General features: G+C 70.6%; 25 protein-coding genes and 1 tRNA gene. 7 read left to right on the forward strand and 19 right to left on the reverse strand.

Annotated features, from left to right (window positions below; genetic code table 11):
- Positions 1-287 precede the first annotated feature (287 nt).
- The 4 genes from TSO352_RS23500 to pgl all read right to left on the reverse strand — a co-directional run bounded on the left by TSO352_RS23500 (position 288) and on the right by pgl (position 3,279).
- A tRNA-Arg gene (locus TSO352_RS23500) sits at positions 288-364 on the reverse strand.
- A gap of 151 nt (positions 365-515) precedes the next feature.
- A complete protein-coding gene (locus tag TSO352_RS23505) occupies positions 516-1,535 on the reverse strand; it encodes an oxidoreductase (protein WP_109109593.1) in 1,020 nt (339 codons plus the stop codon).
- A gap of 19 nt (positions 1,536-1,554) precedes the next feature.
- Positions 1,555-2,559: a glucokinase gene (gene glk / locus TSO352_RS23510; RefSeq protein WP_109109594.1), complete on the reverse strand. Its 1,005-nt coding sequence runs from the start codon at positions 2,557-2,559 to the stop codon at positions 1,555-1,557.
- A gap of 30 nt (positions 2,560-2,589) precedes the next feature.
- Positions 2,590-3,279, reverse strand: a complete 690-nt coding sequence (gene pgl / locus TSO352_RS23515; RefSeq protein WP_109109595.1) for a 6-phosphogluconolactonase — start codon at positions 3,277-3,279, stop codon at positions 2,590-2,592.
- A gap of 313 nt (positions 3,280-3,592) precedes the next feature.
- Here pgl and TSO352_RS23520 point away from each other — a divergent pair, with 313 nt between their 5' ends.
- From TSO352_RS23520 to ugpC, 3 genes are read left to right on the forward strand one after another with little or no spacing between them, the layout of a single operon-like run.
- On the forward strand, positions 3,593-4,642 hold the full coding sequence (locus TSO352_RS23520) for a sugar ABC transporter permease (protein ID WP_247872344.1): 1,050 nt from the start codon (positions 3,593-3,595) through the stop codon (positions 4,640-4,642).
- A gap of 1 nt (position 4,643) precedes the next feature.
- A complete protein-coding gene (locus TSO352_RS23525) occupies positions 4,644-5,525 on the forward strand; it encodes a carbohydrate ABC transporter permease (RefSeq protein WP_247872523.1) in 882 nt (293 codons plus the stop codon).
- A gap of 6 nt (positions 5,526-5,531) precedes the next feature.
- Positions 5,532-6,650: a sn-glycerol-3-phosphate ABC transporter ATP-binding protein UgpC gene (gene ugpC, locus TSO352_RS23530; RefSeq protein WP_109109597.1), complete on the forward strand. Its 1,119-nt coding sequence runs from the start codon at positions 5,532-5,534 to the stop codon at positions 6,648-6,650.
- 80 nt (positions 6,651-6,730) lie between these two features.
- Here ugpC and TSO352_RS23535 read toward each other — a convergent pair whose 3' ends face one another.
- Both TSO352_RS23535 and TSO352_RS23540 read right to left on the reverse strand, forming a co-directional pair.
- Complete coding sequence (locus TSO352_RS23535; protein ID WP_247872346.1) at positions 6,731-8,191, reverse strand: ATP-binding protein; 1,461 nt, start codon at positions 8,189-8,191, stop codon at positions 6,731-6,733.
- A gap of 15 nt (positions 8,192-8,206) precedes the next feature.
- Positions 8,207-8,956 carry a response regulator gene (locus TSO352_RS23540; RefSeq protein WP_109110833.1) on the reverse strand — a complete coding sequence of 250 codons (750 nt, stop codon included), beginning with the start codon at positions 8,954-8,956 and terminating at the stop codon, positions 8,207-8,209.
- Positions 8,957-9,230: 274 nt separating this feature from the next.
- Between TSO352_RS23540 and TSO352_RS23545 the strand changes: the two genes are divergently transcribed.
- Entirely contained in the window at positions 9,231-10,514 is a 1,284-nt protein-coding gene (locus TSO352_RS23545) for an ABC transporter substrate-binding protein (protein WP_109109598.1), read from the forward strand.
- A gap of 67 nt (positions 10,515-10,581) precedes the next feature.
- Here the strand turns inward: TSO352_RS23545 and TSO352_RS23550 are convergent, their stop codons facing one another.
- The 8 genes from TSO352_RS23550 to mdcA all read right to left on the reverse strand — a co-directional run bounded on the left by TSO352_RS23550 (position 10,582) and on the right by mdcA (position 17,820).
- Positions 10,582-11,658: an NAD(P)-dependent alcohol dehydrogenase gene (locus tag TSO352_RS23550; RefSeq protein ID WP_109109599.1), complete on the reverse strand. Its 1,077-nt coding sequence runs from the start codon at positions 11,656-11,658 to the stop codon at positions 10,582-10,584.
- A gap of 138 nt (positions 11,659-11,796) precedes the next feature.
- Positions 11,797-12,714: an acyltransferase domain-containing protein gene (locus tag TSO352_RS23555; RefSeq protein ID WP_109109600.1), complete on the reverse strand. Its 918-nt coding sequence runs from the start codon at positions 12,712-12,714 to the stop codon at positions 11,797-11,799.
- Between the two features lie 25 nt (positions 12,715-12,739).
- Positions 12,740-13,594, reverse strand: a complete 855-nt coding sequence (gene mdcB, locus TSO352_RS23560) for a triphosphoribosyl-dephospho-CoA synthase MdcB (protein ID WP_109109601.1) — start codon at positions 13,592-13,594, stop codon at positions 12,740-12,742.
- A 5-nt stretch (positions 13,595-13,599) separates the two neighbouring features.
- Positions 13,600-14,256: a malonate decarboxylase holo-[acyl-carrier-protein] synthase gene (gene mdcG, locus TSO352_RS23565; protein ID WP_109109602.1), complete on the reverse strand. Its 657-nt coding sequence runs from the start codon at positions 14,254-14,256 to the stop codon at positions 13,600-13,602.
- Positions 14,243-14,950, reverse strand: a complete 708-nt coding sequence (gene mdcE / locus TSO352_RS23570) for a biotin-independent malonate decarboxylase subunit gamma (protein ID WP_109109603.1) — start codon at positions 14,948-14,950, stop codon at positions 14,243-14,245. Before mdcE ends, mdcG begins: the two co-directional genes overlap by 14 nt.
- Before the next feature lie 3 nt (positions 14,951-14,953).
- A complete protein-coding gene (locus TSO352_RS23575; RefSeq protein WP_109109604.1) occupies positions 14,954-15,844 on the reverse strand; it encodes a biotin-independent malonate decarboxylase subunit beta in 891 nt (296 codons plus the stop codon).
- Positions 15,841-16,158 carry a malonate decarboxylase acyl carrier protein gene (gene mdcC, locus TSO352_RS23580; protein ID WP_109109605.1) on the reverse strand — a complete coding sequence of 106 codons (318 nt, stop codon included), beginning with the start codon at positions 16,156-16,158 and terminating at the stop codon, positions 15,841-15,843. The genes TSO352_RS23575 and mdcC overlap by 4 nt, the downstream gene beginning before the upstream one ends.
- A gap of 18 nt (positions 16,159-16,176) precedes the next feature.
- Positions 16,177-17,820 (reverse strand): malonate decarboxylase subunit alpha, encoded by a 1,644-nt coding sequence (mdcA, locus tag TSO352_RS23585; RefSeq protein WP_109109606.1) that lies wholly within the window; start codon positions 17,818-17,820, stop codon positions 16,177-16,179.
- A gap of 377 nt (positions 17,821-18,197) precedes the next feature.
- On the opposite strand from mdcA, the gene madL reads away from it, so the two are divergent.
- The 3 genes from madL (at position 18,198) to TSO352_RS23600 (ending at position 20,178) form a co-directional block, all read left to right on the forward strand.
- Complete coding sequence (gene madL / locus TSO352_RS23590) at positions 18,198-18,620, forward strand: malonate transporter subunit MadL (RefSeq protein ID WP_109109607.1); 423 nt, start codon at positions 18,198-18,200, stop codon at positions 18,618-18,620.
- A complete protein-coding gene (madM, locus tag TSO352_RS23595; RefSeq protein WP_199231702.1) occupies positions 18,617-19,390 on the forward strand; it encodes a malonate transporter subunit MadM in 774 nt (257 codons plus the stop codon). The genes madL and madM overlap by 4 nt, the downstream gene beginning before the upstream one ends.
- A gap of 83 nt (positions 19,391-19,473) precedes the next feature.
- The gene (locus tag TSO352_RS23600; RefSeq protein ID WP_109109608.1) at positions 19,474-20,178 is read left to right on the forward strand and encodes a GntR family transcriptional regulator; all 705 of its coding nucleotides are present in this window, start codon (positions 19,474-19,476) and stop codon (positions 20,176-20,178) included.
- Between the two features lie 12 nt (positions 20,179-20,190).
- Here the strand turns inward: TSO352_RS23600 and TSO352_RS23605 are convergent, their stop codons facing one another.
- From TSO352_RS23605 to TSO352_RS23625, 5 genes are all read right to left on the reverse strand, one after another.
- Positions 20,191-21,030 (reverse strand): alpha/beta hydrolase, encoded by an 840-nt coding sequence (locus TSO352_RS23605; RefSeq protein ID WP_109109609.1) that lies wholly within the window; start codon positions 21,028-21,030, stop codon positions 20,191-20,193.
- Between the two features lie 29 nt (positions 21,031-21,059).
- The gene (locus tag TSO352_RS23610) at positions 21,060-21,602 is read right to left on the reverse strand and encodes a MarR family transcriptional regulator (protein ID WP_247872348.1); all 543 of its coding nucleotides are present in this window, start codon (positions 21,600-21,602) and stop codon (positions 21,060-21,062) included.
- A 70-nt stretch (positions 21,603-21,672) separates the two neighbouring features.
- Positions 21,673-22,524 (reverse strand): tryptophan 2,3-dioxygenase, encoded by an 852-nt coding sequence (kynA, locus tag TSO352_RS23615; protein ID WP_109109610.1) that lies wholly within the window; start codon positions 22,522-22,524, stop codon positions 21,673-21,675.
- Positions 22,521-23,714, reverse strand: a complete 1,194-nt coding sequence (gene kynU / locus TSO352_RS23620) for a kynureninase (RefSeq protein ID WP_109109611.1) — start codon at positions 23,712-23,714, stop codon at positions 22,521-22,523. The genes kynA and kynU overlap by 4 nt, the downstream gene beginning before the upstream one ends.
- A 3-nt stretch (positions 23,715-23,717) precedes the next feature.
- Positions 23,718-25,337, reverse strand: a complete 1,620-nt coding sequence (locus TSO352_RS23625; protein ID WP_109109612.1) for a benzoate-CoA ligase family protein — start codon at positions 25,335-25,337, stop codon at positions 23,718-23,720.
- Between the last annotated feature and the right edge of the window lie 49 nt (positions 25,338-25,386).

The following is a 25,386-nucleotide window of genomic DNA, read 5'->3' on the forward strand; positions in this document are numbered from 1 at the left end:
CGCTTAACCCAGTGTTCTTTCTGCCGGGGGAAGGTCAGGCGGCGCTTGCGTCGTGGGAGCCGACCGGAGACGAGCGGATGCGACTCGCGGCAGCCGTTGGCCTCATCTGAGCTCGAATTGGGTACACTGGCACGCGGTCGCGCAAGGCATTCTATGGGGAGTGAGAGCCGTGCGGAATCTCCGCGATGCGCTCACCGCAGGCAGCCGGCGGACGCTCCTCGGAGCGAGTTGCACGCAAGTTGCGCACAGCGCCTCAAGCCAAAATATTGCCAATCCATTGAAAAGATTGGCGGACCCGAATGGATTCGAACCATCGGCCTCTGCCTTCGGAGGGCAGCGCTCTATCCAGCTGAGCTACGGGTCCGTCGCTGTGGAGGCGGAACATAGCGTAAGGTTTCCAGCGACGCAAACACTAAAACCGCAATTTTGCCGCCCGCCGCGCAGGGGAGAATGTTCGGGGCACGGCGACCGCCGGCCGGGCTGCCGGATGGATGGCGCGCTCGGCCGGGATTGACTCAGCCGGCGACACCCGCGGCCTTGCGCACCGTTTCCAGCACGGTCAGCACGTCGCGGGCGGACTCCGGCGTCACCGGCAGCGGCGCGCCGTCGAGGATGGCCGCAGCCACCCCGCGGTAGAAGGCGGGGTAGTCGCCGGCCAGCGTCTCCACCCGGCGCTCGCCGCCATCGGCCTTGGCCAGAACGCCGTGTTGCGCCGGGTCGTCGAGGCCCCAGTCGGGACCACCCGGAATCTGGCCGGCGCGCAACGCCGCCTCCTGCCCGTCCATGCCGTGCTTCAGGAAACTGCCGCCGTCGCCGTGAAGCTGGAAACGCGGCCCCGGACGGCACACCACCGTGCCGCAGTGCAGGATCGCCCGCATCGGGCCATAGCCCAGCACGAGGTGGAACCAGTCGTCGACCAGCGCGCCGGGCCGCTGGGCACCGACGTCGGCGAGGATGCGGTCGGGCATGCCGAACAGGGTCAGCGCCTGGTCGATCAGATGAGCGCCCAGGTCGAACAGCACCCCCGACCCGGCAAGGCCCTGCTCGCGCCAGCCCGGCTTGATCTGCGGGCGGAAGCGGTCGAAATGCGCCTCGTAGTGATAGGGACGCCCAACCTCGCCGTTTTCCAGGCAGGCGCGCAGGGTCAGGAAGTCGTTGTCCCAGCGCCGGTTGTGAAAGACGCTCAGCAGCCGGCCCTGGCGCTTGGCAAGGTCGATCAGTTCGTCGGCTTCGGCCGCGGTGGTGGCCATCGGCTTGTCGATGACGACGTGCTTGCCAGCCAGCAGGGCGGCGCGCGCCAACGGGGCGTGGCTGGTGTTGGGCGTGGCGATCACCACCAGATCGATGGTCGGATCACCGATGATGGCGTCCGGCGAGGCCACCGCGGCGGCCTCCGGTGCGGCGCGGCGGATGTCGTCCACCCGCGAGCTCGCCACCGCCGACAGGCGCAGGCGCGGTTCGCAGCGGATCAGCGGGGCGTGGAACACCGACCCGGCGAGCCCGAAGCCCAGCAGACCGACCGACAGTGTCTTCATCGACAGAACTCCTCACGCGTCACGCCGACAAACGGCTTTCCAAATGTGCGGCGGCGCCGCTCAGCGCCGGATTGCCGGCCAGGATCAACCAGGTCGGCACCGGCTGCAAATAGGATGTCATCCGCCCCTTCGCTTCGAAACGGGCGCGAAAGGGGCTGGCGGCGAGGAATTCGGCGAAGCGCGGCGGGATGCCGCCACCGACGAACACGCCGCCGCAGGCCCCCAGCGTCAAGGCGAGGTTGCCGGCCGCCCCGCCCAGCAGACCGCAATAGACGGTCAGGCTGCGGGCGCACAGGCGGTCGAGCGGGTCGTCGCTGCCGCTCCCGTCATGACCGGCACGGACGGCACGGCGGGTGATCTCGGCCGCCGGCAACGGCGCGTCCCCATCACCGAACAAACCGACGACGGCGCGGTGCAGCCGCTCCAGCCCAGAGCCGCACAGCAGGCTTTCCACCGAAACCCGGCCGCGTTCGGCTCGCACCCGGCGCAGCAGCTCGATTTCCAGATCATCCACCGGGGCAAGGTCGGCGTGGCCGCCCTCCGTCGACAGCGCGACCCAGCCGCCGCCGGCCGGCAGCACCCCCGACATGCCGATCCCGGTCCCGGCGGCGATCAGCGCCAGCGGCCGTCCGGGCTCGCCCATCGCATCGCCGGCGCCCAGCCGCAACCGCTGGTCCGGGCGCAACCGCGGCAGCGACAGGGCCAGCGCCTCGCAATCGTTGATCAGCAGCAGCGGCGACAGGCCGAAGCGCTCCGCCACCGCGCGGACAGAGAAGTCCCAGCTGCGGTTGGACAGCAGGATGCGGTCGCCCACCGTCGGCCCGGCGACCGCGATGCAGGCCGACCGCGGCCGGGCGCCGGTGCGCTCCAGATAGGCGACGATGGCGTCCGGCAGGTTGGGGTGATCGGCGGCGGGCAGGCTGTGGATGGCGGACGGCTCCGCCCCCGGCCCGGCGACCAGGGCGAAGCGCGCGTTGGTGCCGCCGATGTCGGCGACCAGCGCCGGCCAGGCATTCTCGGTCATCGCAAATATCCTGAATCGGAGACGTATGGGTCACGGCGCCCAGCAGACGGCGGCATTCGCCCCGCCCCGGCGCAGCAGCGCCCGCACCGGCAGCGCCGAGTCCGGCCCGTCGGCGCGCGCCTGTTCCAGAACCGCGCGCTTGGCGCCGCCGGTGATCAGCACGACGATCCGCCGGCTGTCGAGCAGGCGCGGCAGGGTCAACGTCATGCGTGGATGCGGCGCGGTGGGGGAGCGGATGGCCCGGCAGGGCGCCGTCCCCTCCCACGCCGCGGCAAGGCCCGGCGCGTCGGGGAACAGCGAGGCGACGTGCCCGTCCTCCCCCATGCCGGTCACCATCAGGTCGAACGGCCCGTCCAGCGCGCGCAACGCCTCGGCGCAGGCGGCCTCCCCCTCCTCCGGGGTGGCGGCGCCGGTGTGGAGCGGAATGAAGCGGATGGCCGGTGCCGCCGCCAACAGCGTGGCGCGCAGGGTGTGGGCGTTGCTGTCCGGGTTGTCGGCCGGCAGCCAGCGGTCATCGACCAGCGTCGCCGTCACCTTGTCCCAGGCGACCTCGCGCCGGCCAAGCGCGTTCAGGAAGGGCGTCGGCGTCCGCCCACCCGGCAGGGCCATGGTGGCGCGCCCACGCGCCGCGATGGCGGCGGTCAGCAGCGCCGCCGCCTCGTCGGCCAGCGTTTCGGCAAGATCCTGGACATCGCGGAAGACACGAAGGCGCGCGGTCATGATGGGGGCTCCCTGAACGTTTCTTTCGGGCCGAACGGTGCTCGTCGCTTGGCACCGACCATAATCCGCCCGCCCCGCGGGACGAGCCGCATCTCGTGTAACGCTTGCGTAACAACGCGCCGGCCGCGAAAGCGCCGCGTTACCAAATTGTCCGCCCCGTCGATCATCGGTCGCGTACAGTGCCCGCCAAGCAAACGACCGCGGCCTTGCGACCGACGGTCCAACGGCAACCCGTCACGGGAGGGAACCGACATGCGCGACCCGCGTCTTCCTGTGGAGCCCATCCGGACGCATCGGACGGCGGAGCGTGCCCATGGCATCGCTCGATGACCGGCCGATTCCCGGCTCCGGCCCCCTCCTCCCTCCCGGCCCGATTCCCGGCCGCAACCCCGGGGAGGATCGCACCATGACCCTGGAGAACCCACCCTACCGGCCGGCGGCCGGGGAGGCGCCGGACCGCGACGCCGCCCCACCCGCCACCACCGGGCTGCGCGCCCTGGCGCAGCGCCACCTGTCCAAGCTGGTGGTCGCCCCGTCCTTCGCGGCGATCCTGCTGTTCGTCTACGGCTTCATCCTGTGGACGGCCTATATCAGCTTCACCAACTCCAGGATGCTGCCGTCCTACGAGCTGGTCGGAACCGACGCCTTTACCAAGCTGTGGCGGATCGAGCGCTGGTACGTCGCCATCGAGAATCTGCTGATCTTCGGCGGGCTGTTCATCGGCATCAGCCTCGTCGTCGGCATCGTGCTGGCGGTGCTGCTTGACCAGCGCATCCGCGGCGAAGGGGTGCTGCGCACCATCTACCTCTACCCGATGGCGCTCAGCTTCATCGTCACCGGCACCGCCTGGAAATGGATCCTGAACCCGACCATCGGCATCCAGGAATTCGTGCGCGGCCTCGGCTTCCCGACCTTCACCTTCGACTGGATCGTCCAGCAGGACACCGCCGTCTACACGCTGGTGATCGCCGCGGTGTGGCAAAGCTCCGGCTTCGTCATGGCGCTGTTCCTGGCGGCGCTGCGCGGGGTGGACCAGGAGATCATCAAGGCCGCCTATCTCGACGGCGCCAGCCTGCCGCGCATCTATTGGGGCATCGTCCTGCCGTCGGTCCGGCCGGTGTTCATGAGCGCCTTCGTCATCCTCGCCCATCTGGCGGTCAAGAGCTACGACCTGGTGGTGGCGCTGACCGGCGGCGGTCCCGGCTACGCCTCGGACCTGCCGGCGACCTTCATGTACGAGATGACCTTCCGCCGCAACCAGATCGCCATCGGATCGGCCAGCGCGCTGATGATGCTGGCCACCGTGGTCGCGATCATCGTGCCCTACCTCTATTCCGAACTGAAGGGAGGCAAGCGTGTCTAGCCTGACCTCCGCGCTGCCGCCCGCCGAAGGGCTGGGGCCGCGCATCGCCCGCTGGGGCCTGTACCTGATCCTTCTGCTGTTCGCGGCCTATTACCTGCTGCCGCTGCTGCTGATGGTCGCCACCTCCTTCAAGAGCCCGGAGGAGATCCGCACCGGATCGCTGCTGTCGCTGCCGCGCGACCTCAGCCTGGACGCCTGGAGCTACGCCTGGAACCGCGCCTGCATCGGTGCCGACTGCCGGGGGATGGCGCCCTATTTCCTGAACTCCGTCATCATCGTCGTGCCGGCCGTCGTCATCTCCACGCTGATGGGGGCGCTGAACGGCTACGCGCTGACCAAATGGCGCTTCCGCGGCGCCAACATCGTCTTCGCGATGATCCTGTTCGGCAGCTTCCTGCCGTCGCAGGTGATCCTGCTGCCGATGGCGCAGACGCTGGGCGTCCTCGGGCTGGCCGGCACGGCGGGCGGGCTGATCCTGGTCCACGCCGTCTATGGCCTGGCCTTCACCACGCTGTTCTTCCGCAATTACTACGTCAGCATCCCCGACGATCTGGTGAAGGCCGCGACCATCGACGGCGCCGGTTTCTTCCAGATCTTCACCAAGATCATGCTGCCGCTGTCGCTGCCGATCCTGGTGGTGACGATCATCTGGCAGTTCACCCAGATCTGGAACGACTTCCTCTTCGGGGCGTCCTTCGCGGCGGGCGGTGCCCAGCCGGTGACGGTCGCGCTGAACAACCTCGTCAACACCACCACCGGCGTGAAGCAGTACAACGTCGACATGGCGGCGGCGATGATCGCCGGCCTGCCCACCCTCGTCGTCTACATGCTCGCCGGGAAATACTTCATCCGCGGTTTGACCGCCGGCTCGGTCAAGGGGTGACATCCGATGGCAACGCTCAGCATCAACAACGTCCGCAAGCAGTATGGCAGCGTCGAGGTCCTGAAGGGCATCGACCTCAGCCTGTCGGACGGCGAATTCCTGGTCCTGCTCGGGCCGTCCGGCTGCGGGAAATCGACCCTGCTCAACATGATCGCCGGTCTTGAGACGATCAGCGCCGGCGAGATCCGCATCGACCAGCGCGTCATCAACGGGGTCCACCCCAAGGACCGCGACATCGCCATGGTGTTCCAGTCCTACGCGCTCTACCCCAACATGACGGTGGCGCGGAACATCGGCTTCTCGCTGGAGATGCGCGGCCAGTCCAAGCCCGACCGCGAGACCGCCATCCGCCGCGTCGCCAAGCTGCTGCAGATCGAGCATCTGCTGGACCGCAAGCCGGCGCAACTGTCGGGCGGCCAGCGCCAGCGCGTCGCGATGGGCCGCGCCCTGGTCCGCGACCCCAAGGTGTTCCTGTTCGACGAGCCGCTGTCCAACCTGGACGCCAAGCTGCGCGTCGACATGCGCACCGAGATCAAGAAGCTGCACCAGCGGCTGGGCACCACCGTGGTCTACGTCACCCACGACCAGATCGAGGCGATGACCCTGGCCAGCCGCATCGCCATCATGAAGGAGGGCGTCGTCCAGCAGTTCGCCCCGCCGCAGGAGGTCTACGAGCGGCCGGCCAACATGTATGTGGCGAGCTTCATCGGCTCCCCCACCATGAACTTCGTGCGCGGCACGCTGTCGGCCGAAGGCGACCGGCTGGGGATCGCCCTGCGCCGCGATGGCGGCGGGCCGGGCCGCTTCCTGCCGCTGCACGAGGCGCCGGCCGACGCCGGCCGCTGGCTCGGCCGCGACGTGATCCTCGGCATCCGGCCGGAAGCCATCACCTGCCACGACCCGAGCGTCGCCGCCGGCAACCCGGCGCTGGTCAAGGTCGACTGCCGCGTGAATGTCCTGGAGCCGACCGGCGCCGACACCATCACCTACATCGAGATGAGCGGCCAGGAGGTCGTCGCCCGCATCAAGCCGAGCGACATGCCGGTGGAGGGCCAGTCCGCCGACTTCATGATCGACATGGCCCGCGCCAACCTGTTCGACCCGCAGACCGAACAGCGGATTTGAACGGAGACTGACTTTGGCGGTTGAACCCCCCTCCTCCCCCAGGGAGAGAGGGGGTTTTTTCCGCAGGTGCCCCTCGTCTCTCACAGCATCCGCGGCAGGATCACCCGCACCCGCAGGCCACCGCTCGCCCGGTTGGTCAGCTCGATCCGGCCCTGGTGGGCCTCGATGATCGACTTGACGATCGACAGGCCGAGGCCGCTGCCGCCGGTCTTGCGGTTGCGGGAGCCTTCCAGCCGGACGAAGGGCTTGAAGACGTTCCCCAGTTCGGCCTCCGGGATGCCCGGCCCCTCGTCGCAGACGTCGACGATGATCTCGACCGCGTCGGCGTCGACCGAGACGGTGGCGCGCTGGCCGTATTTGATGGCGTTGTCGATCAGGTTGGCGAAGGCGCGGCGCAGGCTCGACGGCCGGCCGGCCAGCCGCAATTGGCGCGGCTGGTCGAAACGGTCGCTGCGCTCGCCGCCGCCGAAGATGGTGCGCACGGCGGCGAACTGCAGCGGCGGCGGTTCCTGGTAGACCACCGGGGCACCGGTGTCGGCATAGTCGTCGCACAGGCTCTGCAGCAGGCTGGCGAAGGCGACCAGCTCGACCTGCTCGACCTGCTCGCGCAGTACGTCGTCGCCCAGGAACTCCAGCGTCGCGGTCACCATCGCCGCCATCTCGTCGATGTCAGCCATCATCTTGCCGCGCAGCGTCTCGTCGTCGACATACTCGGCGCGCAGGCGCAGGCGGGTGGCCGGGGTGCGCAGGTCGTGGCTGATCGCCGCCAGCAGGTGGGTCCGCCCCTCCATCATGTCGCGGAGCGCGTTGCGGGTCTGGTTGAAGGCGCGGGCCAGCGCCGCGACCTCCTCCGGCCCGTCCTCCGGCAGCGGGCGGGGGTGGAGGCGGTCGTGCGGACGGGTCGCCTGCTCGGCCAGCGCCTCCAGCGGGCGGACCAGCCGGCCGGGCAGCCACAGCAGCAACGCCACCGCCAGTCCAAAGGCGGCCAGACCGGCCAGCACCATCTCGAACGGCGTGTTGCGCGCCCGCCAGAAGCGCGGGCTGGCGAACTCCAGCCAGTCGCCGTTGCCAAGCTGCACATAGACCCGCGCGTCGCGCAGCCGCCCGGCGACATCCTCCGCCACCAGCGACAGCGCCTGGGCCAGGGTGGCGGCCGGCGCTGCGTGGGGGTCCGGCATGCCGCGGCCGCCGGCGACGAAGACCGCGCGGGGCGTGTCGGGCACGCCGGCCAGCCCCCAGCCAGCCGGCGGCGTCGGGGTGCCGGGCGGCTGCCAGGACACCGTCAGGTCAGGCAGGTCGTTCAGCGCCAGCGCCGGGCCGGCGGCGACGCCGTCCTGCATCGCGCGCTCCGCCGCCTCCACCGCCGCGGCCATGGCCGGGCCCAGCCGGTGGGCGGTCAGCAGCTCCCGCGCGCGGTCGTCGAGCAGCCGCATGCCGACCAGCGCGCCGCCATGGGTCAGCGCCAGCAGCGCCACCATCGCCAGCAGGATGCGGTGGCGCAGCCGGGCGGTGCGCAGCCGCGCCGGGAGGTTAAATTCCACGCCTAGATTCCGCGTCTAGATGCCACGGCCACCCCCGGCGGCGACCGATTCCCCCAGATCCTCCACCGTCGCGGTGAACTGATAGCCGATGCCGCGCACGGTCTTGATCAGCGCGGTGCCGCCCGGCCCCTCCTCCAGCTTGCGGCGCAGGCGGCTGACCTGGATATCGATGCTGCGGTCGAAGGGGATGGAGGTGTCGCCGCGGTGTTTTTCCAGCAGCTCCGTCCGCTCCACCACCTGCGGCGCCCGGTCGAGCAGCGTGCCGAGCAGCGCGTATTCGCCCTGGCTCAGATGCACGACCACCTTGTCGGGGGTGCGCAGCTCGCGCCGGCCCTGGTCGAGCGACCAGCCGGCGAAACCCAGAACCCGCGGCCGTTCGCGCGGCGGCTCGGCGCCACCGCAGCGGCGCAGGATGGCGCGGATGCGGGCCAGCAGTTCCCGCGCGCTGAAGGGCTTGACCAGATAGTCGTCGGCGCCGACCTCCAGCCCGACGATGCGGTCGACCTCGCCGCCCATGGCGGTCAGCATGATGACCGGCGTTTCGGACCGGGCGCGCAACGACCGGCACAGGCTGGTGCCGTCCTCCCCCGGCAGCATGACGTCGAGGACGATCAGGTCGACCGGCCATTGCGCCAGCACCCGCGCCATCTCGCGCCCGTCCCCGGCGGTGGAAACCCGGAAGCCGCTCCGGACCAGGAAGTCGTGGAGCATGTCCCGGATCTCGGGGTCGTCGTCCACGATCAGAAGATGCCGCGCGCGCTCCATGCCGGTCCGTCCCACATCCGCCGTCTGGCCATCCGCCATTCCAGCGAGTGTAGCCGTCCGCACCGGGTCCGGTACAGCCCGGCGGGCCGCCGGTTTGTAACGCTTGTGTAACGGCGGCGCGGCGGTGAAAAGGCGTTGTTACCAAATATTCCGCGCGACGAATTGCGTGCACGATACAGTTCGCCGCAAGCCGCCGCCCGGCGTCTCACATCCGGATCACGGGCGGCGAACGAACAGGGTCACAACGAACATGGTCATGGGGGAAACGTCCAAAATGCCGAACCTGCGCAAACCCGCCGCCGCCTGCTCCGTCCTGTCGATGACCGCGCTCGCCACCGTGCTGGGCTGCGGCCTGACGGTCACGCCGGCCAAGGCCGAACCGACGGTCGAGGTGCTGCACTACTGGACCTCGGGCGGTGAATCGAAGGCCGCCGGCGCGCTGCGCCAGGATTTCGAGGCGGCGGGCGGCAAGTGGATCGACGCGCCGGTGGCCGGTGGCGGCGGCGACGCGGCCAGCACCGTGCTGCGCTCCCGCGTGCTGGCCGGCGACCCGCCGAACGCCGTGCAGTTGAAGGGCCCGAACATCAAGGAATGGGCGGCGCAGGGCAAGCTGGCGCCGCTGGACGAGGTCGCCAAGGCGGAGAACTGGGACGCCATCCTGCCGGCGATGATCCGTGACGTCGTCACCTACAAGGGCCATTACTACGCGGTTCCGGTGAACATCCACCGGGTGAACTGGCTGTGGGTCAACCCGCAGGTCATGCAGAAGGCCGGCGTCGCCATTCCCAAGACCTGGGACGAGTTCAACGCCGCGGCGGAGAAGCTGAAGGCCGCCGGCATCGTCCCGCTGGCCCATGGCGGCCAGCCCTGGCAGGAGGCCGGCCTGTTCGAGGGCATCGTTCTCGGCATGGGCGGCGCCGATTTCTACAAGAAGGCCCTGGTCGAGCTGGATCCCAAGGCGCTGACCAGCGACACCATGGTCAAGGTGTTCGACCAGCTGCGCAAGATGCGCGGCTATGTCGACGAGGGATTCGCCGGCCGCGAGTGGAACCGCGCCGCCGCCATGCTGATGAACGGCCAGGCCGCGATGCAGATCATGGGCGACTGGGAAAAGGGCGAGCTGACCGCCGCCGGCAAGGTGCCGGGCAAGGACTTTGTCTGCGCCAACCTGCCCGGCCAGTCCGGCTACACCGTCAACGCCGACAGCTTCGTCATGTTCACCTCGGCCAACGCCGACCGCGGCGCCGGCCAGAAGCTGCTGGCCAAGCTGATCCTGGGCAAGAAGTTCCAGGAGACCTTCAACGTGCTGAAGGGCTCGATCCCCGCCCGCCAGGACATGGCGCGCGACAGCTTCGACGAATGCGCCGTCAAGTCGATGGACGACCTGAAGGCGGCGGTGGACTCCAACAGCGTGGTCCCGTCGATGGCGCACGAGATGGCGGTGCCCGGCGCCGTGCGCGGCGCCTTCCTGGACGTCGTCACCGCCTACTTCAACTCCGGCATGACCTCGCAGGACGCGGTCAAGCGTCTGGCGGAAGCGGTCGATCTGGCCAAGTAACGGCCGGCAGGCGACAAATGGGACGAGAGCCCGGGGCGCCGCCATGGCGCCCCGGGTTTTTCGCTGGTCAGAACGGCGTGATCGCGACCTTCAGAACGCCGTCGCGCTGGTGCCCGAACAGCTCGTAGGCGGTCTCGATCTGGTCCAGCGTGAAGCGGTGGGTGACCAGCGGCTTCAGGTCGACACGGCTGGAGGCGACGACCGCCATCAGGCGCCGCATCCGCTCCTTGCCGCCCGGACACAGCGAGGTCACGATGCTGTGGTCGCCCAACCCGGCGGCGAAGGGGCCGAGCGGGATGCGCAGGTCGCCGGAATAGACGCCCAGGCTGGACAGCGTCCCGCCCGGTCGCAGCACCCGCAACGCCGCCTCGAAGGTCGCCTGGGTGCCCAGCGCCTCGATGGCGACATCGACACCGCGACCGCCGGTCAGCCGCATGATCTCCTCCACCGGGTCGACGCTGTGGAAGTCGACGACATGGTCGGCGCCCATCCGCCGCGCCATCTCCAGCCGCGCCGGCACGGTGTCGACGCCGATGATGGTGGTCGCTCCCTTCAGCTTCGCGCCTGCGGTGGCGCACAGGCCGATCGGTCCCTGGGCGAACACCGCGACGGTGTCGCCGATGCGGATGTTGCCGCGCTCCGCCCCGGCGAAGCCGGTCGACATGATGTCGGGGCACATCAGCACCTCCTCGTCCGACAGCCCGTCGGGGACCGGGGCGAGGTTGGCCATGGCGTCGGGCACCAGAAGGTATTCGGCTTGGCAGCCGTCGATGCTGTTGCCGAACTTCCAGCCGCCCATCGGCTTCCAGCCATGGGCGGTGCCGACGCCGTCCTGGGAATGGCAGCCGGCCAGACAGGCATGGCTGTGGCCGCTCGGGGTGATCGCGCCGGCGATGACGCGCTGGCCTTCCCGGTAGCCGGTGACGGCCGAACCCAGCTTCTCGATGATGCCGACCGGCTCATGCCCGATGGTCAGGCCGCGGCGCACCGGGTATTCGCCCTTCAGAATGTGGATGTCGGTGCCGCAGATCGTCGTCGTGGTGACCCGCAGCAGCGCGTCGAGCGGACCGACGTCGGGGATCGGCTTGTCGTCCAGCACGATGCGGCCGGGTTCGACGAAGACCGCCGCTTTCATCATGACCATTGGCGTCCTCCCAATCTTTGTGGTGGCCGCTGGCGACGATCGGGCATTTTTTGGCCGGGCACGCCGCGGCAAGTCCGGCAGCATGACGCCGACGCTGCCGGCATGCATTGATGCAGATTAAACCGGCACCGTCACCGCTCAGCCCGCGTTGCGCTCCACCCAGCCGGCCACGCCGTCCAGCGAGCGGAAATCGGCGACGGCGCGCACGGCCAGCTCGGGGTAACGGTCGCGGACCATGCGGGACAGCGCGTTGCCGGGGCCGAGTTCGAGCAGCAGCGTGCAGCCCATCTCCACCAGCCCGTCGACGCAGGCCGCCCACTCCACCGGTTCGGCGATCTGCCGGGCCAGCGTAGCGATGGCGCGGTCGCGGCTGCGCACCGGCGTGCCGTCGATCCCCGCCAGCACTGGCACCAGCGGCGCACGCAGGCCGCTGGCCGCCAGCACCCGCCCGAACGCCGCGGCGGCCGGCGCCATCAGCGGCGTGTGGGAGGCGACGGTCACCGGCAGCGGCGTCACCGCCGCCCCCACCGCGACGGCCGCGAGCTCGAACGCCGCCAGCGCGTCCCGCAACCCGCCGACGACGATGCGGTCGAGGTCGTTGACGATGGCGATGGCGACGCCATGGTCCCGGCACAGCGCCGCCAGCCGCGTCCGGTCGAGTCCGCGCACGGCGAGCAGGCCGCCCGGCACCGCGCCGGCCTCGTCCATCGCCGCGGCCCGCCGGCATGCCAGTTCCAGCAGCTCGTCGGTGTCGAGCGCGTCGGCGCAGCCATAGGCGGCCAGTTCACCCAGGCTGTAGCCGGCGACCGCGCGGACCGGCGGCAGGCGCGGCCGCAGCGCCGCCCAGGTCGCCGCCTGCACCGCGCACAGCAGGGGTTGGGCGACGGCGTTGCCCTGCATCGCCTCCAGTGGCCCGGCCGCCAGCGCCCGGGGGTCGGCGCCGAGCCGCGGCGCAGCGGCGTCCAGCACCGCCTGGGCCGCCGGCTCGCCGCGCAGGATGTCCAGCATGCCGGGCGCCTGCGCGCCCTGGCCGGGACAGAGAATGCCGAGCGCCATCAGTTCCTCCGGTCAGCCCCAACGGTCAGCGGCGGGAATGGACAAACCACGCCGCCGCCAGCAGGTCGGCGCTGCCGCCGGGTGACAGGCGGCGGGCGACGCAGGCGTGGTGGAGGTCCAGCGCCTCACCGCGCCAGCCCGGCCGGAAGACGCCGCCGCGATCGAGGAAGCGTTGCGCTTCGCCCTGCACGAAGGCAAGCCCGTCCGCCCCGCCGCGGTGCAGCAGGTTGGTGTCCTGCAGCCGGGCCATCGCGGCGAACAGCGTCTGCACCATCGCCCGCTCGGCGCAGCCCAGCCGGTCGAGCGTGCGCTCCAGCGTCGGCAGCGCGACGGAGAACAGCGTCGGAAAGCCCGCCGCCGCTTCCTGCCGGGCGCCGCGGACGCCATAGCTTCGGACGGCGCGGGCACCGTGGCTGTCGGCCGAGGGCGGCGCCGCGGCGAGGATGCCAGCCCCCCACCGCTCCGCCACCGTGTCGCCCAGCGCCCGGCCGGTCGCCGCCTTGCCGCTGCGCGCTCGCCAGCCAGCGGCGGCGGTGAGCAGGCCGAGCGCGAAGACCGCGCCGCGGTGGGTGTTGACGCCGCCGGTGGCCGCCAGCATCCGCCGCTCCGCCGTGATGCCCAGCGCCTGCAACGCGGCGAAATCGGCGCCGGCCGCACCGGCGGCGGCGATGTCGCGGAAATAGCCGCGCAGCGCGAACAGGCTGCGCATGAAGGTCGTCATGTCCATGTCGTCGTGGCTGCCACTGTCGAGCGGGCTGACCAGACCGGGCTTGGGATGCAGCGCCAGCTCGGCGTAGAGGGCCCGCACGGCGTCGCGGCCGATCGGGGCGGCGGCGGGAACGGGCGCATCGGCCCGAGCGCGGGCGAGGGAGCGGTTCATGGCGGTCACTCCGGCGGGAACAGGGCGATGACGGCGCGGGTGTCGCGCAGGGTGACGTCGGCGCAGCCCTTGACCAGCAGTTTGGCCGGACGCGCCGCCAGCTCCCGCCACGCGACGGCGCTGCCGTCCGGCAATTGGATCTCGCCGTCCAGCCGTGGGGCCTCCTCGCCGTCCAGCCCGATCAGCGCGTCGAGCAACCCCTCCACCACCGACCAACGGCGCGGGGCGAACAGCAGGTCGAGGTCGGAATCGGGGCGGACATAGGGCAGGCCGGTCCGATGCTGCCACGCCAGCGAGCCGAAGACCCCGGCCGTGACGCCGAGCGCGTCGGCCCGCCGCACCACCGCCTCCAGCCGCGAGCGCCAGGGCGCGGGCGCCGACGACAGCGCGTCGGCCAGCGCCAGCGGGCCGGATGGCTCACGGATGGCGGCGGTCGCGAGATGGACGCCGATCCGCCGCTTGTCCGGCGTGGCGAGGCCGAGCCTCTGCGTGCCCGGATCGTCCGCCGGCTGGCGGCGGGCGACGACCAGCGGACGGCCCTGTGTCCGCCAGTCCTCGATCATGCCGCGCTCCGCCTCGGCCAGGGGCGAGCGAAGGTGATCCGCCCAGCCTGGGCCGAGCCGGACCCAGCCATGCCTCGCCGCGACCTCAGGCGACGGCATCGCGCCGGACCCGGTCGGCCACTTGGCGAGCCAGCGTCCGGCCCCGGCGTTCCTCGCCCAGCGCCCGGCGCTCGTCACCGTCGAGCGGCGCGGCCAGCGCCTCGGCCAGCTGGCCGGCGAGGTCCCCGTCCCACAGCGCGGCGATGGCGCCCATCCGCAGGTAATTGTCCACCCCCGGCGCGAAGACCGGCGAGCTGGCGCTCAGTTCCGTCAGCCGTTCCAGCGGGATCTTGGTGACGCGCGCCATCGCCGGCAGGTTCATCACCCGGATTTCCGCGTCGGGCAGGGCGTAGCAGCGGTCGGCCAGCATGCTGCTGGCGAGGAAGCCGCCGCTGACCGCCTGCCCATAGACCAGCCCCAGCACCCGGTGCCCGTTGCGCCGGGCGAGGTCCAGGCATTTGGCGAGGTGCGCCATGTAGCCGTTGATGCCCAGCAGCTCGTCGCGGTGGCTCAGCCGCTGGCCCTGGGTGTCAACCAGCAGCAGGATCGGCCGGCCGGGATGGCGGCGCACCACATCCAGCACCGCGCCGGCCATTCGGTAGGCCAGCTCGATGCCGATCGGCGCGTTGTCGATGGTGCCGACCACCGCGACGTCGTTGCCGCAGCAGCGGCCGGTGCCGGAGAAACAGTCGCCGGCGAACGCGACGTCGTGACCGTCCGGGAACAGGCGCTTCAACAGGGTTTGGGCGTCCATGGCTCAGGCTCGCTTGTCAGTGACGGTGGCGAGGAAGGTGGGCGTGTCGAGGATCGGCAGCCGCTCCGGCTCGGCGATGCCCAGCCGCGCCCAGATGTCGAGCGCGTCGCGGCAGTCGCCGAACCGCTCAAGCCGCCCGCCCAGCGCCGCGTGCTCCGCCTCCAGCGCGGCGAGCGACAGGTCGGGGGCGTGGTCCAGCAGGGCCAGGGCGGCGGCGCGGAAGGCGGCGATGTCGTCCTCGACCAGGACCGCCGCCTCGCCCAGCAGATAGCGGTGCTTGCCGCCGACGGTGCGCCAGACCAGGGCACGGTCACGGCTGTCGAACTCCTCGACGCCCATGGTGGTCTCGATCACCTCGGGGCCGGACAGGCCGAGCCGGCCCTCCTCGCTCATCACCACGGCGTCGCACAGGCGGCTGACGATGCCCATGCCGCCGAAGCAGCCGAACTGGCCGCCGTCCAGCACGATCACCGGGATGCCGGCGGCGCGCACCGCCAGCACCGCGCGCATCACCTCCGACACCGCGATCAGGCCGGCGTTGGCCTCGTGCAGGCGGACGCCGCCGGATTCGACCAGCAGCAGCACGCCGGCCGGCCGCTCGTCCAGCGCGCGCTCCAGCAGGCCGGTCAGCTTGGCGCCATGCACCTCGCCGACCGCGCCGCCCATGAAGCCGCCCTCCTGCGCGGCGACCAGCACCGGCCGGCCGCCGAGCGTAGCCTTGCCGACGACGACGCCGTCGTCGAAGGCGGCCGGGGTGTCGAGCCGGCGCAGGTGCGGGCTGACCACCCGTTCGGACGGCGGCAGGATTTCGCGGAAGCTGCCGGGGTCGAGCAGGCCGAGCAGCCGTTCGCGGGCGCTGTCCTCGTAATAGCTGTGCGTGGCGGCGTCGGTCATGGCTGGCCTCCGGTGAAGGCGTCGAGCGCCTGGTCCAGGCGCAGGCTGACCACGGCCGGGGTGGCGCCGACGTCGTTGATGGAGATGCGGACGTCGGCGACCGGGTGGCGGGCGAAGACGTCGTCCATCACCGCCTGCCAGATCGGGCCGAAGCCGACCGCCGCGGTCAGCACCTCGATCCGGCAGACACCGCCGAGGTCGGCCGGCTCCACCATCACCTCCAGATTGCCGGAGCCGACGACGCCGACCAGCGTCACCGGCGGTGCGGAGGGCAGCGGACGGCCGCCGCGGTATTCGAAGCTCAGGGATTCCATGGGTCGGGCCTCACCGGTTCACCAGTTGCGGAAGCGCTTGGGCGGGTCGTAGAGCCCACCCGACGCGCGCACCAGATCCTTGATCGACCGCGCGGCCAGCAGATCGCGCGTCGCCAGCCGCTTGTCGATGCCCAGATCCTCCGGCCGGCGGATGACGCCGCGGTCGCGCAGGTTCTCCACCATCCGCCGGTCGCGCTTCAGCCCGACGGGGGTGTAGCCGGCGACGCCGCGGATCGCCTGTTCACGCTCCTCATCCGTGCGGCAGAGCAGCAGGTTGGCGATGCCCTCCTCCGTCAGGATGTGGCTGACGTCGTCGCCGTAGATCATCACCGGCGGCAGCTCCATCCCGGCGCTCTCCGCCAGTTCCCAGGCGTCCAGCCGCTCGACGAAGGCCGGCTGCATATGCTCGCGGAAGGTCTCGACCATCTGCACCACCAGCTTGCGGCCGCGCGGGATGGTGTTGCGCCCCTCCCCCGCCTCGCGGCCGGCCTTCAGCCAGCTAGGGCTGGCGTGGCGGCGGCCGCGGGCGTCCGCCCCCATGTTCGGCGCGCCGCCGAAGCCGGCGATGCGGCCCAGCGTGGCGGTGGAGCTGTTGCCGGCCAGATCGACCTGCAGGGTCGAGCCGATGAACAGGTCGCAGGCGTAATGCCCCGCCGCCTGGCACAGCGCCCGGTTGGACCGCAGGCTGCCGTCCGGCCCGGTGAAGAACACGTCGGGCCGGGCGCGGATGTAGTCCTCCATCCCCAACTCGGAGCCGAAGGAATGCACGCTCTCGACGAAGCCGGCCTCGATCGCCGGGATCAGCGCCGGGTGGGGGTTCAGCGCCCAGTGCCGTCCGATCTTCCCCTTCAGGCCGAGGCTGTCGGCGTAGGTCGGCAGCAGCAGCTCGATGGCGGCGGTGTCGAAGCCGATGCCGTGGTTCAGGCGGTTGACCTCGTACTCGGCGTAGATGCCCTTGATGGCCATCATCGCCATCAGCACCTGCACCTCGGAGATCTGGGCCGGGTCGCGGGTGAACAGCGGTTCGATGAAGTGGGGCCGCGGGCTCTGGATGACGAAATCGACCCAGCCGCCGGGGATGTCGACGCGCGGCACGTGGTCGACCAGCTCGTTCACCTGGGCGATGACGATGCCGCGCTTGAAGGCGGTCGCCTCGACGATGACCGGCGTGTCCTCGGTGTTGGGGCCGGTGTAGAGGTTGCCGTCGGCGTCGGCCGCCTGCGCCGCCACCAGGCTGACCTGCGGCGTCAGGTCGACGAAATAGCGGCCGAACAGCTCCAGATAGGTGTGGATGGCGCCGATGGAGATTTTCCCGTCGCCGACCAGCTTGGCCAGCCGTCCGCCCTGCGGGCCGGAGAAGGAGAAGTCCAGCTTCGTGGCAATCCCGCGTTCGAACAGGTCGAGATGCTCGGGCAGCGCCAGCACCGATTGCACCATGTGCAGGCCGTGGACCTTCGCCGGATCGACCGAGGCCAGCGCCGAGGCCAGGAAATCGGCCTGCTTCTGGTTGTTGCCCTCCAGGCAGACGCGGTCGCCCGGCTCCAGCACCGCTTCCAGCAAGGCGCGGGCGTCGGCCGCCGGCACCCGCTTGCCGCGGGCGAGGGACGCGGTGCGGGCAAGGCGGGCCTCGCGGTTCCGGCCCTGGCTGTTCCAGTCGCGCATCGCCGTCACGCCCCCCGGCTTCGGGAGAGCGGCGGACGACGGATCGCGGCGTGATGCCCCGTGGGCAAGCCGCAAGACGGTTCGAACATGCTGTTCCTCCCTGAAAGCGATGGCGGGCCGCGAAAGCGATGACAGGCGGTGCGTCGACAGGCGCACTGGGCGCCGCGTGGATGGGTGCGCCGCCCTCCGTACCGATCCGGCGCTTGCAACGCTGTTTTTGTATACGACACTGATTTTCAGCCCGCAACAAAATACATTATTGCCCATATTGCCGGGCACGCGTATACCGACACCAATTAAACATTCGGCGTGGCGAACAATATGGATCCGCGTCCCACGCCGCCCCTCGCGGGCTGACCATCACGGGAGAAGAGGCCATGGTCGTTTACGGAGTTGCTCTGCTGTCAGCCTGCATGCTGATCGGCGTGTTCGTCGGGGACCTGCTGGGAATGGCCATCGGCGTGAAGGCGAACGTCGGCGGCGTCGGCATCGCCATGCTGCTGCTGATCTTCGCCTCCGACCATCTGCGCAAGAGCGGCCGGCTGGATGTCTGGCTGCAGCAGGGCATCGGCTTCTGGAGCGCCATGTACATCCCCGTCGTCGTCGCCATGGCGGCGCAGCAGGACGTGGTCGCCGCCGTGAGGGGCGGGCCGGCCGCGGTGCTGGCCGGACTGCTGGCGGTGATCGCCAGCGTGGCCCTGGTCCCGGTGATCGCCCGCATCGGCCAGCCGCGCACGGCGACGTCCGACCACAACACCCAGACCTCGTCCGAGGCCCTGGCCGCCAAGATCGGGGAATGACCACGATGATCGACGCCCTCACCAAGGTTCTGAGCAGCAACGGTCTGGTGACCGCCTTCGCCGTCGTCGGCGCCACCATCTGGCTGTCCTACTGGCTGTCCAGGCGGCTGACCCGCGGCCGGCTGCACGGCTCCGCCATCGCCATCGTCATTGGACTGCTGCTGGCTTATCTCGGTGGCGTCGCCACCGGCGGCCACAAGGGGCTGGCCGACATCCAGCTGCTGTCCGGCATCGGCCTGATGGGCGGCGCCATGCTGCGCGACTTCGCCATCGTCTCGACCGCCTTCGGCGTCAGCTTCGGCGAGATCCGGCGAGCGGGGCTGAGCGGCGTCGTGGCGCTGTTCGCCGGCGTGCTGGTGTCCTTCGTCATCGGCGCCGCGGTGGCGTTCGCCTTCGGCTATTCCGACGCGGTCAGCATGACCACCATCGGAGCCGGCGCCGTCACCTACATCGTCGGGCCGGTCACCGGGGCGGCGCTGGGCGCCAGTTCCGACGTGATGGCGCTGAGCATCGCCGCAGGACTGATCAAGTCGGTGCTGGTGATGGTCGGCACGCCCTTCGTCGCCAAGTCGATCGGCCTGGACAACCCGCGCACCGCCATGGTCTTCGGCGGGCTGATGGGCACCACCAGCGGCGTGGCCGGCGGCCTTGCGGCGACCGATCCGAAGCTGGTGCCATACGGCGCAATGACGGCGACCTTCTACACCGGGCTCGGCTGCCTGATGGGCCCATCGGTGCTGTTCATCGCCACCCGCGCCGTGATGGGCTGAACGTCCAACCGCTTTTCTGCAAGTCTTTCGTCTTCCGCCGCGCGGCCCTATCCTGCGCGGCGTTGGACGCCGGAGGTTGGGTGATGGATCATATCGAGCCCCAGATCGCACAGATCGACGCCGATGCGCCGTCGGAAGAGAAAGGGCTGCTGTCCGATCAGATCCGGCTGGCGCTGTCCGACGAGATCACGACGGGACGGCTGAAGCCGGGAACGCCGCTGGACGAGCAGCAGATCGCCTCGCGCTTCGGCGCCTCGCGCACCCCGGTCCGCGAGGCGCTGCGCCAGCTCGGCACCACCGGCATGGTGGAGGTGCGGCCGCGGCGCGGCGTCGTCGTCGCGACGATGACGCCCGACCGCATCATGGACATGTTCGAAACCACCGCCGAGGTCGAGGCGATGTGCGTCCGGCTGGCGACCTACCGGATCACGCCGATCGAACGCAGCCGCTTGCAGGAAATGCAGGACGCCTCGGCCGAGATGGTGCGGGCCGGCGACATCGGCGCCTATGACGGCTTCAACCGCGCCTTCCACGAGGCGATCTACCGCGCGACCCACAACCAGTTCATGGCGGAGCAGGCGGTCGGCATCCGCGCCCGGCTCGCCGCCTTCCGCCGCACCCAGCTGCGCAAGGGCGACCGCCTGATCCAGTCCCACGCCGAGCATGGCCGCATCCTGGAGGCCATGGCCCGCGGCGACGGCGACGAGGCCGCCCGCTGCATGCGCGCCCACATGCTGAACGCCAGTTGCGCCCTGACCAGCTACATCCAGGAGATGCAGCAGGAGTGACGGGGGCCGCAGTCAGCCGGCGAGAAGCGCGGCGACGAGGTCCGACGCCGGGTCGGTCAGGTCGTCGATGACATTGAAATGGTGGCGGCCCGCCTCCTCCCGCACGGCGGTCGCCGCGCCCAGCCCGCGCCAGACGTTGGCGAGCAGGGCGTTCTGCCGGACGAATTCCGGCCGTTCCGCCGCACCGACCCAGCATGTGATCGACGCCCCCGGCAGCGGGCGCGACAGCGCCGGGCTTTCGGCGACCGCCTCCGCCTCGTCGAGGCGCAGCGTGTCGTTCATCCGGGTGTTCCGCAGCGGGCGCAGGTCGTGCAGGCCGCTGATCGACACGACATGGCCGATCCGCCCGCGCACCGCGGGCGCCAGCGGGCTGTCGGCGCACAGCATCCGGCTGACCAGATGGCCGCCGGCCGAATGGCCGGTCAGCCGCAGCGGACCGGGGGCCGCCTCGGCAATCGCGGTGACGGCCCGGCCGATCTGCCGGGTGATGCCGGCGATGCGGATGTCCGGGCACAGGGTGTAGCCGGGCATGGCGACGCGCCAGCCCCGCGCCAGCGCCCCGGCGGCCAGATGCGACCAGCGTGACGGCTCGAACGCCATCCAGTAACCGCCATGCACGAAGACGACCGTGCCCTTCGCCGGCCCCTCCGGCGTGAACAGGTCGAAGCGCTCGCGCGCGGCCTCGCCATAGGGCCGGTCCAGCTCGGCCCGCCCGGCGTCCGTCATCGCGGCGCGGAAGCCGGCGGCCTGCTCCGCCCATTTGGCCGGATAGCCGGCACCCCCGTCGATGTGGGCGGTGTTGGCATAGGCGTCATCCCAGTCGGTGATCGCCTGATTTGCGGTCGGTGGCATCGTGCTCTCTCTCGTCCTGCGGGGATCGGTCAGGCGGTCGCTTTTTCCAGATGCTGCTTCAATCGGCCCAGCCCGTCGAGCAGCGTCGCCTTGACCGTGTCGTCCAGCCCGTCCAGCAGGCCGGCGACCCAGCGTTCATGCTCCTGCGCCATGGCGAGGAAGCGCTCCCGGCCGTGGTGGGTCAGGCGGATGATGTTGGTGCGGCGATCCTGCGGATGCACCTCGCGCACGACGAAGCCATCATCGACCAGCCGGTCGACCAGACTGGTGATGGCGCCGTTCGACACCATCATCCGCTGCGACACCTCGGTCATGGTCAGCCCGCCATCGACCCGCTCCAGCTGCGCCAGCAGGTCGAAGCGCGACAGCGTGATGCCGAACTCGCCGGTGATCCGGCTCTGCAGCACCGATTCGATCCGGCCGGCGCAGAACAGCAGGCGCAGCCACAGCCGGATGTCGGCGTGCCCGCCGGCGCCGCGCTCCGTCGCCTGTTCCGTGACCGGCTCCGCAACCGGGGCCGGGGCGTCGTCGCTTTTCCGTTTGCGCGCGCCGGGGACCTTCGCTGCCATCATCCGCCCTTTCCCGTCCGCCTCATCCGGGGGACTGTCCCGCTTCCGCACGCCGATGTCGAGCGCGACCGGCTCACAACACCGTGCGGACGCGCCAGAGTTCGGGGAACAGCTCCACCGCCAGCATGTTGCGCAGGTAGGACACGCCGCCGGTGCCGCCGGTGCCGCGCTTGAAGCCGATCACCCGCTCCACCGTGGTGACGTGGTTGAAGCGCCAGCGGCGGAAGTAATCCTCGAAATCCACCAGCTTCTCGGCGAGCTCGTAGAGCGGCCAGTGCCGTTCCGGGTCCTGGTAGACCTGACGCCACGCCTCGGTCACGCCGTCCTGCGGCTGGTGGGTCTGCGACACGTCGCGGCTCAGCACCGCGTCGGGCACCGGGATGCCGTTGCGGGCGAGCAGGCGCAGCGCCTCGTCATACAGGCTGGGGCGGGTCAGCTCCGCCTCCAGCAGGGCGCGGATCTCCGGCCGGTGGGCGTGCGGGCGCAGCATCGCCGCGTTGCGGTTGCCCAGCAGATACTCGATCTCGCGGTACTGGTAGGACTGGAAGCCGGAGGACTGGCCGAGATCGCCGCGGAACTTGGTGTATTCGCTGGGCGTCATCGTGCGCAGCACATCCCAGGCGGAGTTCAACTGCTCGAAGATGCGGGCAACCCGGCTCAGCATCTTGAAGGCCGGTGACAGCCGGTCGTCGCGGATGGCGTCGCGGGCGGCGCGGATCTCGTAGATGGCCAGCCGCATCCACAGCTCCGACGTCTGGTGCTGGATGATGAACAGCATCTCGTCATGCGCGGTGGAGCGCGGCGCCTGCGCGCCGAGGATGCGGTCGAGCTGCAGGTAATCGCCGTAGGACATCCGCCCGTCGAAGGCCATCTGCGCGCCTTCGTCCGCCGGGTCGTAGGGCTTCTTCGGGTCGGGGCCGCTCATGTGACGATCGCCTTCCTGTGATAGTCGGGACGGTCCCACAGCCGGGCGTCCAGAACCTGTTGCAGCACCGCCACCGCGGCCCGCACCTCGTCGGCGCCGATGTAGAGCGGGGTGAAGCCGAAGCGCAGCACGTCGGGCGCCCGGAAGTCGCCGATGACGCCCCGGTCGATCAGCGCCTGCATCACGGCGTAGCCCTGCGGGTGGCGGAACGACACCTGGCTGCCGCGCCGCGTTCCGTCGCGGGGGGAGGCCAGTTCCAGCTCCGGGCAGGTCGCCTCGACCAGCCCGATGAACAGGTCGCACAGCGCGATGGACGTGCGGCGGATGTCGGCCATGTCGACCCCGTCCCAGACGTCCAGCGCGGCGTCGAGCGCGGCCAGCGCGATCACCGGCGGGGTGCCGACGCGCATCCGCTCGATCCCCTCGCCGGGGCGGTAGGAGCGGTCGAAGGCGAAGGGCGCCTCATGCCCCATCCAGCCGGACAGCGCCGGGCGCGCGGTGTCGGCATGGTCCGGCGCCACATAGATGAAGGCCGGCGCGCCGGGGCCGCCGTTCAGGTACTTGTAGGTGCAGCCGACGGCGAAATCGGCCCCGGCGCCCAGCAGATCGACCGGCAGCGCCCCGGCGGAATGGGCGAGGTCCCAGACGGTCAGTGCCCCGGCGGCGTGCGCCCTGGCGGTCAGCGCCGCCATGTCGTGCAGCCGCCCGGTCCGGTAATCGACCTCGGTCAGCATCAGCACGGCCAGATCGTCGCCGATGGCGGCCTCCACCGCCTCCGGCTCGACCACCCGCAGGACATGGCCCTGGCCAAGCGTGGCGATCAGCCCTTCGGCCATGTAGAGGTCGGTCGGGAAGTTGCCGCTGTCCGACAGGATCACCTTGCGGCCGGGCCGCAGCGCCAGCGCCGCCGCCAGCGCCTGGTAGACCTTGATCGACAGCGTGTCGCCCATCACCACGCTGCCCGGCGGGGCGCCGATCAGCCGGGCGACACGGTCGCCGATGGCGCGCGGCTGCGTCATCCAGCCGGCGCTGTTCCAGCCGCGGATCAGCTGCGTGCCCCATTCCTCGGTCAGGGTGCGGGCCACCCGCTGTTCGGCGGCGACCGGCAGCGGCCCCAGCGAGTTGCCGTCCAGGTAGATCACGCCGTCGGGAAGGCGGAACTGGGCGCGCGTCCGGTTGAAATCGGTCATGGATCAGGCCCGCTCCTTCAGGCGGAAACGTTGCAGCTTGCCGGTGGCGGTCTTGGGCAACGCATCGACGAACACCACCGAGCGCGGGTATTTGTACGGGGCGATCGTCGCCTTGACGTGGTCCTGCAGGCGCTTGGCGGTGGCGTCGTCCGGCACGACACCCGGCGCCAGCACGACATGGGCCTGGACGATCTGGCCGCGCTGGTCGTCGGCGACGCCGATCACCGCGCATTCACGAACCTCCGGGTGGGTCAGCAGCGCCGCCTCCACCTCCGGGCCGGCGATGTTGTAGCCGGACGAGATGATCATGTCGTCCGAGCGCGCCGCGAAGTGGAAGACGCCGTCCTCGTCCTGGATGAAGCTGTCGCCGGTCAGGTTCCAGCCGCCGCGCACATAGTCGGCCTGCCGCGGGTCGGCGAGGTAGCGGCAGCCGGTCGGTCCGCGCACCGCCAGCCGGCCGATGGTGCCGCGCGGCAGCTCGTTCATGTCCTCGTCGACGATCTTCGCCTCGTAACCGCCGACCGGCCGACCGGTGGCGCCGGGCTGCGCGCTGCCCAGCCGGTTGGAGATGAAGATGTGCAGCATCTCGGTGGCGCCGATGCCGTCCAGCATCGGCTTGCCGGTCTTCTCCATCCAGTTGCGGAAGACCGGGGCCGGCAGCGTCTCCCCGGCGGAGACGGCGACGCGCAGGCTCGACAGGTCGGCGCCGCCCTCCATCGCCGCCAGCATGGCGATGTAGGCGGTCGGCGCGGTGAAGCAGACCGTCGCCTTGTAGGTTTCGATGATGGCGATCATGTTGGCCGGCGAGGCGTGCTCCAGCAGCGTCGCCGTCGCGCCGAAGCGCAGCGGGAACACCGCCAGCCCGCCCAGCCCGAAGGTGAAGGCCAGCGGCGGCGAGCCGACGAAGACGTCGTCGGGGGTGACGCCCAGCACCTCGCGCGCATAACCGTCGGCGATGATCAGCAGGTCGCGGTGGAAATGCATCGTCGCCTTGGGCTGCCCCGTGGTGCCGGAGGTGAAGCCCAGCAGCGCCACGTCGTCGCGCCCGGTGTCGACCGCCTGGAAACGCACCGGCTTGTCCAGCGCCACCCGGTCCAGCTCCGCGTCATGGTTGGCGGTGCCGTCGAAGCCGACCACCCGCTTCAGGAAGCGGCTGCCGGCGGCGCACTCCATCAGGTCGTCCATCAGCCGGGTGTCGCACAGCGCGAAGCCGACCTCCGCCTTGTCGACGATCTTCGCCAGTTCGCCGGCGCGCAGCATCGGCATGGTGTTGACCACCACCGCCCCGGCCTTGGTCGCCGCCAGCCAGCAGGCGACCATCGCCGGGTTGTTGGCCGAGCGGATCAGCACGCGGTTGCCGGGCTCGATCCCGTAATCCTCGACCAGCGCGTGGGCGATGCGGTTGGTCCAGTCCGCCAGTTCCTTGTAGGTCCGCCGCCGGCCGTTGCCGATCAGCGCGACATGGTCGCCGAACCCCTTCTCCACCATGCGGTCGGTCAGCTCGACCGCGGCGTTGAGCCGTTCGGGATAGACGAAGCCGTCCAGCAGGAAGTCGGGCTGCAGGTCGGCGGGAGGCAGATGGTCCCGTGTGAAGCTGTCGGTGTGCGCTGTCGGTCCGAGCATTGTCAGTCCTCTCGACCAGTGCCGTTGCGGAACGATGATCCCGATACCC

The sequence above is a fragment of the Azospirillum sp. TSO35-2 genome, from assembly GCF_003116095.1.
Classification (GTDB): domain Bacteria; phylum Pseudomonadota; class Alphaproteobacteria; order Azospirillales; family Azospirillaceae; genus Azospirillum.